This is a genomic window from Aeromonas sp. s4, assembly GCF_040907855.1.
Lineage (GTDB): Bacteria > Pseudomonadota > Gammaproteobacteria > Enterobacterales > Aeromonadaceae > Aeromonas > Aeromonas caviae.
The window spans coordinates 1-16131 of record NZ_JBFOCP010000002.1 but is presented as its reverse complement, the minus strand read 5'-3'; the positions used below and the strand labels follow the sequence as shown (position 1 = coordinate 16131).

Below are 16131 nucleotides of genomic sequence, written 5' to 3'. Positions count from 1 at the left end.
TGGAGGAGTCATGATGTCCACTCTCCCCTTCTGGCTGGCCGAAGCGCTCGCCGCCGAACAACCTGCGGCCCCCACGCCCCTCGTCGGCCACCACGAGGTCGATGTCTGCATCGTCGGTGGCGGCTTTACCGGGCTCTGGAGCGCCATCGCGCTCAAACAGGCCGAGCCACACTTGCGCATCCTGGTGCTGGAGAAAGATCGCTGCGGCAGCGGCGCCTCCGGGCGCAACGGCGGCTGCCTGCTCACCTGGTCGGCCAAATACCTGACCTTAAAGCGCCTCTTTGGCGAGCAGCAGGCCGCCTGGCTGGTGCAAGGATCCGAGCAGGCGGTGCACGAGATTGCCCGCTTCTGCGAACAGCACAATATTGAGGCACAGCTGAGGGTCGAGGGCACCTGTTACACCGCCACCAGCGAGGCGCAGCGCGGCCTGATGGAGCCGGTATTACGTGAGCTACAGCGAGCCGACCTTAACCAGTGGCAGGCAATTGCGGAGGGTGAACTGGCGAGCCAGAGCGGCTCTCACGTTCATCTGGAGGGGCTCTACAGCCCCCACGCGGGCTCGGTGCAACCGGCACTGCTGGTGCGCGGCTTGCTGCGGGTGGCGCGGGAGCTGGGGGTCGAGGTCTATGAAGGCTCCCCCATGCAGCGCCTTGAGGCGGGCCAGCCGGCGCGGGTGCAAACGCCGCAGGGCGAGGTGCGTGCCCGCAAGGTGGTGCTGGCCCTCAACAGCGCCATGACGGCGCACTTTCGCGAGTTTCGCCGCAGTATCGTGCTGGTCTCCTCCGATATGGTGATCACCGAGCCGGCACCACAGGCGCTTGCCGCCCAGCAGCTCAATCACGGCCGCAGCGTGGTGGATGGCCGCACCTTTGTGCACTACTACCGATCCACCGCGCAAGGGCGGCTGATGCTGGGCAAGGGGGGCAACACCTTCGCCTTTGCTAACCGCCATCTGGCCGAGTTCGATGCGCCGAGTCGTTATCTTGCCCCCCTCACCCGCACCCTGCGCCGCTTCTTTCCGGCGCTCAAAGAGGTCCCCATCGCCGCCAGCTGGTGCGGCGCCTCCGACCGCTCGGTGGATGGCCTCCCCTTCTTCGGCCACTGGCGAGGGCAGCCCAATATCGTCTATGGCCTCGGCTATTCCGGCAACGGGGTGGCACAGAGCTGGATGGGTGGCCAGATCCTGGCGGCGTTGGTGAGAGATGAGGTGCGGGAAGAAGACAAGCCGTGGCGCGACTGCGCGCTGGTGAGCGGCCCACGCGGCTACTTCCCGCCAGAGCCGTTTCGCTGGCTGGGCGCCATGGCGGTGCGCAACGCCATCCGGCGCAAGGAGCGGGCAGAGGATGAGAACCGCCCGGTGGCCTGGTATGACAAACAGCTGGCCAAACTTGCCGATGCGGCCGGCAAGGCGGACAAATAGGCGCCTTCACGGCGCTTCGGAAGGAGCCCAGAAGCCGAAGGGGCAGGAGAGTGATGACTCCCCTGCCCCTTTGCAGTTGGTACGGCTCGCGGCTGGCCCGATAGGCGGGCCTGGCGTTAGCTGGCCCAGGTAATGATGTGATCGATCCAGTCGCCGGCATCCACCTCGTGCACCACCTTGCCGCGCACCGACTGGCCGGCCTGGTGCATGGCGCTGCGGCTGCCGGTGATCAGCGGATGCCACTCTGGCAGGCTCTGCCCCTCCGCCAGCAGGCGGTAGGCGCAAGTCGACGGCAGCCAGTCATATTCGGCAATCTTGTCGTGGGTGATCTGCAGGCAGTCCGGCTCTTTTTTAAAGCGGTTGCCGTAGTCGGAGCACTGGCAGGTCTTGGTATTGAGCAGGTTGCAGGCCACGTTGGTGAACACCAGCTCCTCGGTGTCCTCGTCGATCAGCTTGTTCAGGCAGCACTTGCCGCAGCCGTCGCACAGGGACTCCCACTCGGTCATAGTCATCTGCTGCAGGCTCTTCACCTGCCAAAAGGGGGCGTTCTGCACGGGTTCACTCTGCTGCATAAAAATTGGCTCACTCAATACACTGACAAGCGCGTGGTTATACGCCCTATGGCCTGATTTTTCAAGGTTGGCAGAAGAACCTTGCTCGCCTACTCACTAGTAGCTGTCGGTAAAACAAGGGGAGACAAATAGATACAAGACAATAAATTTTGAAATTCTAATGTTCCCATGATGGGTTGAATTGCCCTATTGAGTATGAGTATCAGACTTTCTTGGTCAAGGCATTACTCTATCAATAGCCACATCAAACAATTGCAATGTCAAAAATGGCATTTCACTCGAATAAATTGGAAAGCATCAACAATGTTTTTCAAGCATCCAATTACACTGCGATAATACAACCACAAAAACTGTCAAAATATATTGAAAAAAGTTGTTAAAATGACTCTGTGGTTCACAAACCAAACTATAAAACAACCATATATAATCACACTGCATATGCAGATATGGTCTGTAGGTAATTTACTATTTTCTCTCAATCATTTTTTTAAGCTCATCTAATTTTGTCATGGTTGCATAGAAAGTTTGATATCCATGGTCTTCTATCTTACCTGTTGTATGCCACGTCGGAACATCTTTAATGTTTTTATTTACAGTGTGAAATTGACCTTCATTACTCAGGCTACTTACATAATTGAAAGCTGCTGCCAGTTGTATTTTCTGAGCGCCAGACAAAGTGCTTATTATGTCACTAAATTGAGTGGGCGTTAGCCCTAAACGAGCTTGCACCGTAGCACTAATGCTTCGAGTACTTATATATGCAATTCCTTGTGCCTGCATGACAAATGTTGCTAATTTAGTATCCTTTGGCAAATTCTGATAAATACTGCTGATATCATTTCCCACTAAAAATTGGGATATGCGTAAACCAGACACGATTGTAATTCCACTATTCTGATAGCCACCCTGCCCATCAATTTTCCCATAGGGGTCAGCTTCTACATCGAATCCACCACCGGCTGTGCTGCTCCACTGAAATATAAACGTATTACCATCTGACAACTTTGATAATACTTCCGCCTGTAAAGATTGAAATTCTGACTGAGCAGTAGATGCACTCTCAATCTCCGCTGTGCACTCTTCTTTTCCTGCATTTTTGCAAGTAGCCTTAACAAGCAATTTGGTAACTAAGTCTTGTGATTTTTTCTCTAAATTAGTGAGGCTGTTTTTAATGTCTTTTATTTTTTTACCAGGATTTCCTGTCACGGGGTAGTCATATTCGATGACTTTCGACTTATCTGTACTCAGACATATCATTGAATATGGCACACGATAACTACTCGCAACGCAAGGCATTCCAACAGTATCTATAGGAAGTTGGCCATTTATTGCAAGAAAGCGACTTTGAAATGGAATGTCATTAAAGTAAGATGAAATACCGCCATCATTTTGAGTCGAGCTAGTCAGTTTATCTACTGCACTTAGATTACTAGAACAGCCAGAAATAAGTGCAGAAGAAAAACAAAATAAAAACATACTTTTCGAAGTCATCATATTACCCTCCCCAGCAGTATTGACACTGATATCATTTGCAAGCCATAAGAATATAGTCCGCCATTCAGCATGTGCAAATTTTATTATTATGACTGTATTGTTTACATAATGGTCTTCAATTCATCGCACGCAGAGACCAGCGCCTTCATCGCGCCCCTTTGAGCTGAGATGTGTACTGAATTAAGTTACGCAGGCGAAAAAGCAAACTATCCCCATAAAAAATGCCGCCCCAAAGGGCGGCATTTTGCTATCCGAGATAACAGGCTAAAGAACTTACCAGCCAGTTACTTCACGCAGGGCCTTGCCGATATCGGCCAGGGAGCGCACGGTTTTCACGCCGGCATCTTCCAGGGCGGCAAATTTCTCTGCGGCAGTGCCTTTACCACCGGCGATGATGGCGCCCGCATGCCCCATGCGCTTGCCAGCCGGGGCGGTGACACCCGCGATGTAGGAGACCACCGGCTTGGTGACGTGGGCCTTGATGTAGGCCGCCGCGTCTTCCTCGGCGTTGCCGCCGATCTCGCCGATCATCACGATGGCTTCGGTCTGCGGGTCATTCTGGAACATCTCCAGAATGTCGATGAAGTTGGAACCCGGGATGGGGTCGCCACCGATACCGACGCAGGTGGACTGGCCGAAGCCCTCGTCCGTGGTCTGCTTGACCGCTTCGTAGGTCAGGGTGCCGGAGCGGGAGACGATACCCACCTTGCCTGGCTTGTGGATGTGACCTGGCATGATGCCGATCTTGCACTCACCCGGGGTGATGACGCCCGGGCAGTTCGGGCCGATCATGCGTACGCCGGTTTCCTGCAGCTTCACCTTGACGTCCAGCATGTCCAGGGTCGGGATGCCTTCGGTGATGGTGACGATGAGCTTGATGCCGGCATCGATGGCTTCCAGGATGGCGTCCTTGCAGAACGGGGCCGGTACATAGATGACGGAGGCGGTGGCGCCGGTGGCTTCCACGGCGTCACGGACGGTGTTGAACACCGGCAGGCCCAGGTGAGTGGTGCCACCCTTGCCCGGGGAGACGCCGCCAACCATCTGGGTACCGTAGGCAATCGCCTGTTCGGAGTGGAAGGTACCCTGACCGCCGGTAAAGCCTTGGCAGATCACCTTGGTGTCTTTGTTGATCAGAACGCTCATTATTTGGCCTCCGCTGCTTTTACCACTTGCTGAGCTGCGTCAGTCAGACTCGTTGCGGCGATGATATTGAGGCCGCTGTCGGCCAGTTTACGGGCACCCAGTTCGGCATTGTTGCCTTCCAGACGCACCACCACGGGCACTTTCACCCCCACTTCCTTCACGGCGCCGATGATGCCTTCCGCGATCATGTCGCAGCGCACGATGCCACCGAAGATGTTGACCAGCACGGCTTGTACCTTGCTGTCGGAGAGGATGATCTTGAAGGCCTCGGTCACGCGCTCCTTGGTGGCGCCGCCGCCGACGTCCAGGAAGTTGGCCGGGGAACCGCCGTGCAGGTTGACGATGTCCATGGTGCCCATGGCCAGGCCCGCGCCGTTGACCATGCAGCCGATGTTGCCATCGAGGGCCACATAGTTCAGCTCCCACTGGGCGGCGTGCGCTTCGCGGGGGTCATCCTGGGACGGATCGTGCATCTCGCGCAGTTTGGGCTGACGGTACAGGGCGTTGGCGTCGATGTTGATCTTGCCGTCCAGGCAGTGCAGGTTGCCCTTGTCGGTGATGACCAGGGGGTTGATCTCCAGCAGGGCGAAGTCGCAGTCCAGGAACATCTGGCCCAGGCCCATGAAGATCTTGGTGAACTGCTTGATCTGATCGCCGACCAGACCCAGCTTGAAGGCCAGCTCGCGGGCCTGATAAGGCTGCGGGCCTACCAGGGGATCGATGGCAGCCTTGTGAATGAGTTCCGGGGTTTCGTGGGCGACTTTCTCAATCTCCACGCCACCTTCGGTGGAAGCCATGAAGACCACGCGGCGAGAGCCACGGTCGACCACGGCGCCCAGGTACAGTTCCTTGGCGATGTCGGTGCATGACTCCACCAGGATCTTGGTAACCGGCTGACCATTGGCGTCAGTCTGATAGGTCACCAGGTTCTTGCCGAGCCAGTTCTGGGCAAAGGCGCGGATCTCGTCCTTGCTCTTGGCCAGCTTGACGCCGCCCGCCTTGCCGCGGCCACCGGCGTGGACCTGGCATTTGACGACCCAGGTGTTGCCGCCAATCTTGTCGGCCGCTTCGGCCGCTTCCTGCGGGGTGGCACAGGCATAACCTTCGGAGACCGGCAGGCCATACTCGGCAAACAGCTGTTTTGCCTGATATTCATGCAGATTCATAGATGCTCTATCCGTGTTGTAGGTATTTCCGTCCGGGGCTCGTGTTTCTCAATCCCCTGTGAATGGGGGCCTGGGCGGCCCCTCGTTATCTTTCAGTCACGCTTGCTCAGACATCCAGCAGCAGACGGGTCGGGTCTTCCAGCAGCTCCTTGATGGAGACCAGGAAGCCCACGGACTCGCGGCCGTCGATGATGCGGTGATCGTAGGAGAGCGCCAGGTACATCATCGGCAGGATCTCGACCTTGCCGTCGACGGCCATGGGGCGGTCCTGGATCTTGTGCATACCCAGAATGGCGCTCTGGGGCGGGTTGATGATGGGGGTGGACATCAGGGAGCCGAACACGCCACCGTTGGTGATGGTGAAGTTGCCGCCAGTCAGTTCATCCACGGTCAGCTTGCCGTCACGGCCCTTGCCGGCCAGGTCTTTGATGGCCTTCTCGATGTCCGCCAGGCTCATGTTGTCGCAGTCGCGCAGCACCGGGGTCACCAGACCACGGGGGGTGGAGACGGCGATGCTGACGTCGAAGTAGTTGTGGTAGACGATGTCGTCACCGTCCAGCGCCGCGTTCACTTCCGGGTATCGCTTGAGGGATTCCACCACCGCCTTCACATAGAAGGACATGAAGCCGAGCTTGATGCCGTGCTTCTTCTCGAAGATCTCACCGTACTGCTTGCGCAGCTTCATGATGGGCGCCATGTTGATCTCGTTGAAAGTGGTCAGCATGGCGGTGGTGTTCTTGGCCTCCAGCAGACGCTCGGCGATGCGCTTGCGCAGACGGGTCATGGGCACGCGCTTCTCGGTGCGACCGGCAAGCGGCGCAACCGGTGCGGCAGCCACGGGAGCGGCAGCAGTCGGCGCAGCCACGGGAGCCTTGCCCAGATTCTTGATAAAGGCTTCCACGTCTTCCTTGGTGACACGACCACCCTTGCCGGTGCCGGTCAGCTTGGCGACGTCGATGTCGTGTTCGGCCACCATGCGGCGCACGGAAGGGCTCAGGCCATCGGCAGCGTCATCGGCCACAGCTTCCACCGGCTTTTCGCTGGTCGCTTCACCGGCAACGGGGGCCGGCTTGAGCATGGCGATCAGCTGGCGGGAGAGCACGGTGGCCCCTTCGCTCTGCAGGATGTCGCCCAGTACGCCGGCTTCCGGCGCGGGCACTTCCAGCACGACTTTATCGGTTTCGATGTCAACCAGCACTTCGTCACGGGCAACCAGATCACCCGGTTTCTTGTGCCAGGTCGCGATGGTGGCATCCGCCACTGATTCCGGCAGGTCCGGTACCTTGATCTCGATAGTCATGTAATCAGTTCCTTGTTACTTCTTGGCCAGCAGGCTTGTTCCAGGTCAGAGAGGGTCCCGACACGGGCCCTCTCATCCACAACTCGTTATTCCAGGGTAAGGGCGTCTTCCACCAGGGCTTTTTGCTGCTTGGCGTGGACGGACATGTAACCGACGGCCGGTGAGGCCGAGGCCGGGCGACCGGCATAACGCAGGCGGGCATGGCTTGGCAGCACGCTGTCGTAGTGATGACGGGTGCTGTACCAGGCGCCCTGGTTCTGCGGCTCTTCCTGACACCAGACGAAGTCGGTGACATGGCTGTAATCGGCCAGGATGGCGCGCACTTCCTCTTCCGGGAAGGGGTAGAGCTGCTCGATCCGAACCAGAGCCACGTCCTGCTGCTCCGCCTTGCGACGGGCATCGAGCAGGTCGTAGTAGACCTTGCCGGAGCAGAAGACCACGCGCTTGACGCCTTTGGGATCCAGCGCATCGATCTCGCCGATGGCGTTCTGGAAGGTGCCCTCTGCCAGCTCTTCGAGCTTGCTCACCGCCAGCGGGTGGCGCAGCAGGGATTTGGGCGTCATCACGATGAGCGGACGGCGCATGGGGCGCACTACCTGACGACGCAGCATGTGGAACACCTGCGCCGGGGTAGAGGGCACGCACACCTGCATGTTGTGCTGGGCGCACATCTGCAGGTAACGCTCCAGACGGGCGGAGGAGTGCTCCGGGCCCTGGCCCTCGTAACCGTGGGGCAGCAGCATGGTCAGGCCGCACATCCGGCCCCACTTCTGCTCGCCGGAGGAGAGGAACTGATCCACCACCACCTGGGCGCAGTTGGCGAAGTCACCGAACTGGGCTTCCCAAATGGTGAGACCGGCCGGCTCCGCGCTGGCGTAGCCATATTCAAACGCCAGTACCGCGTTCTCGGTCAGCACGGAGTCGTACACCTCGAACGGGCCTTGGCTCTCGTGCAGGTTGCACAGCGGGGTGTAGGTGCTGGCATCGGTCTGGCTGTGCAGCACGGCGTGGCGATGGAAGAAGGTACCGCGGCCGGAGTCTTCCCCGGTAAAGCGAATGCGGGATCCCTTGTCCACCAGGGTGGCGTAGGCCAGGGTCTCGGCAAAGCCCCAGTCCACCAGCTTCTCACCGGCGGCCATCAGGCGACGGTCTTCGTAGATCTTCTCGACCTGGCGTTGCAGCACATGGGTCGCCGGGTACTGGCTGATACGCTCGCCCAGGGCCTTCAAATGATCCATGGGCACAGTGCTGTCATAGGCCATGGCCCAGTCGTGACCCAGATACGGCGTCCAGTCCACGGAATGCAGCTCCATGGGGCGCCATTCCTTGCTCACCCGCTCGCCCCGATCCAGGGTATCGCGATAGTCGTTGACTAGCGTGGTGGCCAGCTCCGGCGCGATGGCTCCTTCGGCGATCAGCTGATCGGCGTAGATCTTGCGCGGGGTCGGGTGCTGCTTGATCTTCTGATACATCAGGGGCTGGGTCGCGCTCGGCTCGTCAGCCTCGTTGTGGCCGTGACGACGGTAGCAGACCAGCTCGATCACCACGTCGCGCTTGAAGGTGTTGCGGTAATCCAGGGCAATCTGGGTCACCAGCACCACGGCTTCCGGGTCATCCCCGTTGACGTGCAGCACAGGGGCCTGCACCGCCTTGGCGATGTCGGTGCAATATTCGGTGGAGCGCAGGTCACGGATATAGGAGGTGGTGAAGCCCACCTGGTTGTTGATGACGATGCGCACCGTGCCGCCCACGCCATAGGCACGGGTCTGGGACATGTTGAAGGTCTCGGCAACGACCCCCTGCCCCGCGATGGCGGAGTCACCGTGGATGGTGATGGGCAGGACGCTGGAGCCGTCCTTGTCACCGCGGCGGTCCATACGGGCACGCACGGAGCCGATAACCACGGGGTTGACGATCTCGAGGTGCGACGGGTTGAAGGCGAGCGCCAGGTGGACGTTGCCGCCCGGGGTGGCGAAGTCGGAGGAGAAGCCCATGTGGTACTTCACGTCCCCTGTGCCCCAGGATTCGCCGTGCTTGCCGGCGAACTCGTCGAACAGGTCCTGAGCGCGCTTGCCCAGTACGTTGATGAGCACGTTGAGGCGACCGCGGTGGGCCATACCGATGACGGCTTCCTTGCAACCCTGCTCACCGGCGCGGCGAATAAGCTCTTTGAGCATGGGCACCATGGCATCGCCCCCTTCCAGGGAGAAACGCTTGGCCCCCGGGAACTTGGCACCCAGGTATTTTTCCAGCCCTTCGGCGGCGGTCAGGCTCTCGAGGAAGCGGGTCTTCTCTTCGAGGGTATAGTTGCCCTTCCCTTCGATGGATTCCAGCCTGTCTTGCAGCCAGCGCTTCTCCTCGGTGGAGGTGAGGTGCATGTAGTCGGCGCCGATGCTGCCGCAATAGGTTTTCTTCAGCGAGGCATACAGATCGGATAGCACCATGGTCTCGCGACCGATGGCGTAGGAGCCCACATTGAAGGTGGCCTCCATGTCTGCACCTTGCAGATTGTGGAAGGCCGGGTCCAGCTCGGCGACCGGCTCGCGCTGCCACAGACCCAGGGGGTCCAGGTTGGCGTTCTGGTGACCGCGGAAGCGGAAGGCGTTGATCAGTTGCAGTACGCGAACCTGTTTGGCATCCACCTGGGGATCGGAGACGGGAGCGCTGTAACGGGAGGAGTCCTTGGCCAGGCGGCGGAAATAGTCGCGAACCTGGGAGTGGGGTTGTTCTACTGCATGTCCGTTGACCTGGGGCAGCGACTGGAACAGGCTGCGCCATTCGTCGGCAACGGAGTCGGGGTTTTCCAGGAAGGATTCGTACAAATCCTCAATGTAGCTTGCATTCGCACCAGCCAGGTGAGATGACTCCAACCAGGCCTTCATCACGCCGTTATGCATTTCTATCCCTTGTACATCTTGTTCGCTGCACTGCAGCTTGTAGGGTCATAGCCATCCCGGGGCGGGATGGCTATCCAGAGGTCGGGCCCGGCGCAAGGCGCCCTGGCCCCGATACTACACGGCCCGGTTGAGCAACATCGACTTGATCTGACCGATGGCCTTGGTCGGGTTCAAGCCCTTGGGACAGACGTTCACGCAGTTCATGATGCCGTGGCAGCGGAACACGCTGAAGGCGTCATCCAGGTTGCCCAGTCGCTCACTGGCCGCAGTGTCGCGGCTGTCCGCCAGCCAGCGATAGGCGGCGAGCAGGCCGGCCGGACCGATGAACTTGTCCGGGTTCCACCAGAAGGAGGGGCAAGAGGTGGAGCAGCAGGCACAGAGTATGCACTCGTACAGGCCATCCAGCTTGGCGCGCTCTTCGGGGGATTGCAGGTGCTCACGCACGGGCGGCAGTTTTTCGTCGTTGATGAGGAAGGGTTTGACCTTCTCCCACTGGGTGTAGAACTGGGTCATGTCGATCACCAGATCCCGGATCACCGGCAGACCGGGCAAGGGCCGAATGACGACCTTGCTGCCCTTCTTCAAGAGATCCGAGAGCGGCGTGATGCAGGCCAGACCGTTCTTGCCATTCATGTTGAGACCGTCAGATCCACAGACCCCTTCGCGGCAGGAGCGGCGGAAGGCGAGCGTGGGATCCAGCTCCTTGAGCTGGATCAGTGCGTCGAGCACCATCATGTCGGAACCTTCAGGAATATCAAGACGATAATCCTTCATATACGGGACGTTATCAACGTCCGGATTGTATCTGTAGACAGAGAATGTGACGTTCATTGTGCTTGGCTCCGCAATCAGTAAGTCCGGACCTTGGGCGGGAACGCCTCACGGGTCTTGGGTGACATGTTGACAGCGCGACGGGTCATGGACTCGGTGTCCGGATGATAGAGGCTGTGGCACAGCCAGCTCTCATCGTCACGCTCCGGGAAGTCGAAGCGGCTGTGGGCGCCACGACTCTCGGTACGGAAGTTCGCCGCCACCGCGGTGGCATAGGCGGTCTCCATCAGGTTGTCCAGCTCCAGGCACTCGATGCGCTGGGTATTGAACTCCTTGGAGGTGTCGTCCAGACGGGCGTTCTTGAGACGCTCGCGGATGAGTTTCAGCTCGGCCAGCCCTTCTGCCATGGCATCCCCTTCCCGGAACACGGAGAAGTTGTTCTGCATGCAGCGCTGCAGGTCCTTGCGGATCTGGGCCGGGTCTTCCCCGTCACGGTTGTTTTCCCAGCGGTTGAAGCGCTCCAGTGCCTTGGCGATGTCGGCGTCGGTGGCTTCCACGCCGTGCTCCATCGAGCCAAGGGTCTCCACCAGGTGCATGCCGGCAGCACGACCGAACACCACCAGATCCAGCAGGGAGTTGCCGCCCAGACGGTTGGCACCGTGCACGGAGACGCAGGCGATCTCGCCCACCGCGAACAGACCGACCACCGGCACGTCATTGCCATCCTTGTCCTGGGTCAGGCACTGGCCGTTCACGCTGGTCGGCACGCCGCCCATCATGTAGTGGCAGGTCGGGATGATGGGGATGGGCTCTTTGACCGGATCCACGTGGGCGAAGGTGCGAGAGAGCTCGCAGATGCCCGGCAGGCGGGATTCCAGCACCTCTTTGCCCAGATGATCCAGCTTGAGCTTGATGTGCGGGCCCCAGGGACCGTCACAGCCACGGCCTTCGCGGATCTCGATCATGATGGAACGGGCCACCACGTCGCGACCGGCCAGATCCTTGGCGTTTGGCGCATAACGCTCCATGAAGCGCTCGCCGTCCTTGTTCAGCAGGTAGCCGCCTTCACCACGGCAACCCTCGGTCACCAGTACCCCTGCCCCGGCAATACCGGTGGGGTGGAACTGCCAGAACTCCATGTCCTGCACGCCGACCCCGGCGCGCAGCGCCATGCCGACGCCGTCACCGGTGTTGATGTGGGCGTTGGTGGTGGACTGATAGATGCGACCAGCGCCGCCGGTGGCGAGCACGGTGGCCTTGGCCTTGAAGTAGACGACTTCGCCGCTCTCCATGTCGATGGCGGTACAGCCGACGATATGACCATCCTGGTTCTTCACCAGATCCAGGGCATACCACTCGGAGAAGACGGTGGTCTTGTTCTTGACGTTTTGTTGATACAGGGTGTGCAGCAGGGCGTGACCGGTACGGTCGGCTGCCGCCGCAGTGCGGGCAGCCTGCTCGCCGCCGAAGTTCTTGGACTGACCGCCGAACGGACGCTGATAGACGGTACCGTTGTCAAAGCGGGAGAAGGGCAGACCCATGTTCTCCAGTTCATAAACGGCCTCGGGGCCGGTCTTGCACATGTATTCAATGGCTTCCTGATCACCGATATAATCAGAGCCCTTGACGGTGTCATACATGTGCCACTGCCAGTTGTCGTCGTGGGCATTGCCCAGGGCGACCGTGATCCCGCCCTGGGCGGAGACCGTGTGGGAACGGGTCGGGAAAACCTTGGATAACAGGGCGCAGCTCTTGCCGGACTGGGCAATCTGCAGCGCGGCGCGCATACCGGCGCCACCGGCACCGATCACGACCGCATCAAATTCACGAGTTGGAATAGTCACCTTACACACCCCACAGCACGACGAAACCAGTCATCACATAGACAAACAGCACCACCACCAGCACAAACTGCAGCGCACCGCGCAGTCCGACCGGCTTGATATAGTCGGTCAGCACCTGCCACAGACCGATCCAGGCGTGGATCAAGACGCATACGAGCGTCAGCAGGGTGAAGACCTTGGTGAAGGTGTTGGAGAAGAAGCCGGTCCACACCTCGTAGGTGATGTCGTTGAACGCGACAAAGCCAACCAGATAGAGGACGTAGCACGTCATGATGAGGGCGGTGGCGCGGATCAGGATGTAATCATGAACACCGCTGCGCCCGAAAGTTGCAGAATTGGTTACCATACCAGTACCCCCGCCAATACCGCCAAAACCGCGGTGATCACGAAGGCCACACGGGCACTCTGATTACCGGATTCCAGCTCTTCCCAATAGCCCATGTCCATGACCAGGTGCCGCAGACCGCCCACGATGTGGTAAGCCAGCGCGGTCAGGATCCCCCACAGCACGAACTTGACCAGGAAGTTGTCCATGATGGCAACGACCGATTCAAATCCTTCGGGAGAGGCGAGTGAAGTACCAAGCATCCACAGCAAGATGGCCAATGCCACAAAGGTGATGACCCCTGAGACACGATGCAAGATGGAAGCGATGGCGGTGACAGGAAAGCTGATCGTCTGTAGGTCGAGGTTTACAGGTCTCTGTTTGTTTTTCACGGCTTTGCCCACTCAGCTCCATTGAGCACGTTAGTTATTGTTTTCACACGCTTTGAGGGCGAGGAGTGGCATTTGTTAGGTTTTTGTTACCAAAACAACTCAGGAAAGCCAAAAATAACATTTTCGATATCACATCTGGCTTTGCGAAAGCGTTTCAAACACCGACGACCATCACCCACGTGGCGCAGTATATCGGCGGCCTTAACCAATGACAATCAAATAGCTACACAGAAAATCCAAAACCGTAAACCAGATCTCACAACAGCTTTAACAAGTCATTAATGATCATCCAGCAAAATTGACAAAGACATGGTTCTCTGGTTCAAATAAGGCGCTCCAGCCGCCGTGGTACGGGTAAGAACCTTTGCCAGCGTCATAACAGTCGTAATAAAGTAGGGCTGGAACCAAATTATAAAAGAGCAAAGGAGACGTGCTATGGCTGATAAGATAGCCACCCTACATCTGCCCGGAAAAGAGCCGGTTGAACTGCCGATCCTCTCCGGTACCGTTGGACCCGATGTGATCGATGTCAGAAAGCTGGGCACGCAAGGATATTTCACCTTCGACCCCGGCTTCATGGCCACCGGTTCTTGCAAATCTTCCATCACCTACATCGATGGCGACCAGGGTGTCTTGCTGCACCGCGGTTACCCCATCGCCCAGTTGGCCACCCAGGCCAGCTACCTCGAAGTCTGCTACATCCTGCTGTACGGCGAGGCCCCCACCAAGACCCAATATGCGGAATTTGAACGTCTGGTCACCCGCCACACCATGGTGCACGAGCAGATCGCCTTCTTCTTCCGCGGCTTCCGCCGCGACGCCCACCCCATGGCCGTCATGTGCGGCGTGGTCAGCGCGCTGTCCGCCTTCTATCACGACGCCCTCGACATCAACAACGAGGAGCATCGCGAGATCTGTGCCTTCCGTCTGCTTTCCAAGATGCCGACCCTGGCCGCCATGTGTTACAAGTACTCCATCGGCCAGCCCTTCATGCAACCGCGCAACGCCCTCTCCTATGCAGGCAACTTCCTGCACATGATGTTTGGCGTGCCGACCGAAGAGTACAAGGTCAACCCCATCGTCGAGCGCGCCATGGACCGCATCTTCACCCTGCATGCGGATCATGAGCAAAACGCCTCCACCTCCACCGTGCGTCTGGCCGGTTCTTCCGGTGCCAACCCGTTTGCCTGTATCGCTGCGGGGATCGCCTCCCTGTGGGGCCCGGCCCACGGTGGTGCCAACGAAGCCTGCCTCAAGATGCTCGAAGAGATTGGCTCCGTGGATCGCATTCCCGAGTACATCGGCCGCGCCAAAGACAAGAATGATCCGTTCCGTCTGATGGGCTTCGGTCACCGGGTTTACAAGAACCACGATCCCCGTGCCACCGTGATGCGCGAAACCTGCCACGAGGTACTGACCGAGCTGCAGATCAAGGATCCGCTGCTGGACGTTGCCATGGAGCTGGAACGCATCGCGCTGTCCGACCCCTACTTCATCGAGAAGAAGCTCTACCCGAACGTGGACTTCTACTCCGGCATCATCATGAAGGCCATCGGCATCCCCATGTCCATGTTCACCGTGATCTTCGCCATCTCCCGTACCATCGGCTGGATTGCCCACTGGAACGAGATGCACTCGGACCCGGATCAGAAGATCGGCCGTCCCCGTCAGCTCTACACCGGTCAGCCCCTGCGAGAGTTCGTGCCCCTCGACCAGCGCTGAGCCCGATCTGTCATGGTTTGTTACAAAGGCGGTCATTGACCGCCTTTTCTTTTGCAGGTTTAATCGCGCCCTTTTACGCCAAGGACACTCATCATGAAATCTCCCCTGCTCCTCAGCTCTGCCCTCCTGCTCAGCGCCTGCCAGAGCGCCCCGACCACCGAAACCCTCTATATCCAGGACAAGCTGGCAGACTGCGTCGGTGTCGCCCCCATGAAGTGCATGCAGGTGCGCAGTCAGCCAGGCGAGAGCTGGAGCCTCTTCTATCAGCAGATCGAAGGCTTCACCTTCGAGCCGGGCTACCGCTACCAGCTGGAAGTGACCAGGGAGCAACTGGCCGATGTGCCGGCCGATGCCCCTTCCTTGCGCTACCAGCTGGTCAAGATCGTGAGCAAGGAACCGGTTCGCTGACGAGTCGCTGACAGGTAACCCGGTTTCGTTTGTGTGCTCTCTGGGGTATGCTGTCACCCCTTTTTGCCACGGTTTGAGTACGGACCCGACCCGCATCATGATCACGATCCGCACCATCCGCACGCCAGACTGGCCCGCCATCATGGCCATCCAGCACGAGTGTTATCACCAGTTCGAACCAGAGCCCCTCGAGGTGATGCAGAACAAAACCGAGCTGGCCCCCGCCTCCTGCTGGGTGGCCGAGCGTCAGGGCAAGGTGCTGGGTTACCTGCTCTGCCACCCCTGGCGTGCCCACCAGCCCCCGCCCCTCTCGGTGCCGATGAAGGCGCTGGCCGGTCACGACGAGTTCTATCTGCACGATCTCGCTGTCTCGAGCAAGGCACGCGGCCTGGGTGTCGGACAGCGACTGCTGGCAAGGGCACTCGCTTTCGCGAGCCATGCTGGATATCGCCATGCAGGCCTGGTGGCGGTTCAGGATGCCCCCGCCTTCTGGCGCAAGCAGGGGTTTGTGCCCGCCGACACCGGCAAATCGCTGGTGGAGTATGGTGACGGGGCTGTCTATATGCGGTTGCCCCTGGCTGACAGCGGTCCCAAACCGGGAACCATCAGCAGAGTTCAATAAAAAGAGTTCAATAAAAAGAGTTCAATAAAAAGAGTTCAATAAAAAAGGCGCC

At 58.9% G+C, this 16131-nt stretch carries 14 protein-coding genes; 4 read left to right on the top strand and 10 right to left on the bottom strand.

From position 1 onward, the window contains the following. The first annotated feature begins 13 nt into the window (after positions 1-13). Complete coding sequence (locus tag AB5Y89_RS00405) at positions 14-1420, top strand: FAD-dependent oxidoreductase (RefSeq protein WP_323949867.1); 1407 nt, start codon at positions 14-16, stop codon at positions 1418-1420. Between the two features lie 116 nt (positions 1421-1536). On the opposite strand, the gene AB5Y89_RS00400 is transcribed toward AB5Y89_RS00405, so the two are convergent. The 10 genes from AB5Y89_RS00400 to sdhC form a co-directional block, all read right to left on the bottom strand. Further along, complete coding sequence (locus AB5Y89_RS00400; RefSeq protein ID WP_005300228.1) at positions 1537-1992, bottom strand: YcgN family cysteine cluster protein; 456 nt, start codon at positions 1990-1992, stop codon at positions 1537-1539. Between the two features lie 465 nt (positions 1993-2457). Next, positions 2458-3486 carry a hypothetical protein gene (locus AB5Y89_RS00395; RefSeq protein ID WP_143248371.1) on the bottom strand — a complete coding sequence of 343 codons (1029 nt, stop codon included), beginning with the start codon at positions 3484-3486 and terminating at the stop codon, positions 2458-2460. 273 nt (positions 3487-3759) lie between these two features. Continuing rightward, positions 3760-4632, bottom strand: a complete 873-nt coding sequence (gene sucD / locus AB5Y89_RS00390) for a succinate--CoA ligase subunit alpha (RefSeq protein WP_005300222.1) — start codon at positions 4630-4632, stop codon at positions 3760-3762. Next, entirely contained in the window at positions 4632-5798 is a 1167-nt protein-coding gene (sucC, locus tag AB5Y89_RS00385) for an ADP-forming succinate--CoA ligase subunit beta (protein WP_005300220.1), read from the bottom strand. Before sucC ends, sucD begins: the two co-directional genes overlap by 1 nt. A gap of 106 nt (positions 5799-5904) precedes the next feature. Then, complete coding sequence (gene odhB, locus AB5Y89_RS00380; protein ID WP_042863770.1) at positions 5905-7098, bottom strand: 2-oxoglutarate dehydrogenase complex dihydrolipoyllysine-residue succinyltransferase; 1194 nt, start codon at positions 7096-7098, stop codon at positions 5905-5907. 86 nt (positions 7099-7184) lie between these two features. Continuing rightward, positions 7185-9995, bottom strand: a complete 2811-nt coding sequence (sucA, locus tag AB5Y89_RS00375) for a 2-oxoglutarate dehydrogenase E1 component (protein WP_052816295.1) — start codon at positions 9993-9995, stop codon at positions 7185-7187. A 114-nt stretch (positions 9996-10109) separates the two neighbouring features. Further along, entirely contained in the window at positions 10110-10826 is a 717-nt protein-coding gene (locus AB5Y89_RS00370; protein WP_010674497.1) for a succinate dehydrogenase iron-sulfur subunit, read from the bottom strand. 17 nt (positions 10827-10843) lie between these two features. After that, positions 10844-12610 carry a succinate dehydrogenase flavoprotein subunit gene (gene sdhA / locus AB5Y89_RS00365; RefSeq protein ID WP_045524725.1) on the bottom strand — a complete coding sequence of 589 codons (1767 nt, stop codon included), beginning with the start codon at positions 12608-12610 and terminating at the stop codon, positions 10844-10846. Position 12611: 1 nt separating this feature from the next. Next, positions 12612-12956 carry a succinate dehydrogenase, hydrophobic membrane anchor protein gene (gene sdhD, locus AB5Y89_RS00360; RefSeq protein WP_010674495.1) on the bottom strand — a complete coding sequence of 115 codons (345 nt, stop codon included), beginning with the start codon at positions 12954-12956 and terminating at the stop codon, positions 12612-12614. Then, the gene (sdhC, locus tag AB5Y89_RS00355; protein WP_029314418.1) at positions 12950-13339 is read right to left on the bottom strand and encodes a succinate dehydrogenase cytochrome b556 subunit; all 390 of its coding nucleotides are present in this window, start codon (positions 13337-13339) and stop codon (positions 12950-12952) included. The genes sdhD and sdhC overlap by 7 nt, the downstream gene beginning before the upstream one ends. 423 nt (positions 13340-13762) lie before the next feature. On the opposite strand from sdhC, the gene AB5Y89_RS00350 reads away from it, so the two are divergent. From AB5Y89_RS00350 to AB5Y89_RS00340, 3 genes are all read left to right on the top strand, one after another. Then, positions 13763-15049: a citrate synthase gene (locus AB5Y89_RS00350; RefSeq protein WP_010674492.1), complete on the top strand. Its 1287-nt coding sequence runs from the start codon at positions 13763-13765 to the stop codon at positions 15047-15049. 93 nt (positions 15050-15142) lie between these two features. Next, complete coding sequence (locus AB5Y89_RS00345; RefSeq protein ID WP_045524724.1) at positions 15143-15457, top strand: DUF4377 domain-containing protein; 315 nt, start codon at positions 15143-15145, stop codon at positions 15455-15457. Between the two features lie 97 nt (positions 15458-15554). After that, a complete protein-coding gene (locus tag AB5Y89_RS00340) occupies positions 15555-16079 on the top strand; it encodes a GNAT family N-acetyltransferase (protein ID WP_160837940.1) in 525 nt (174 codons plus the stop codon). Positions 16080-16131: the final 52 nt, after the last annotated feature.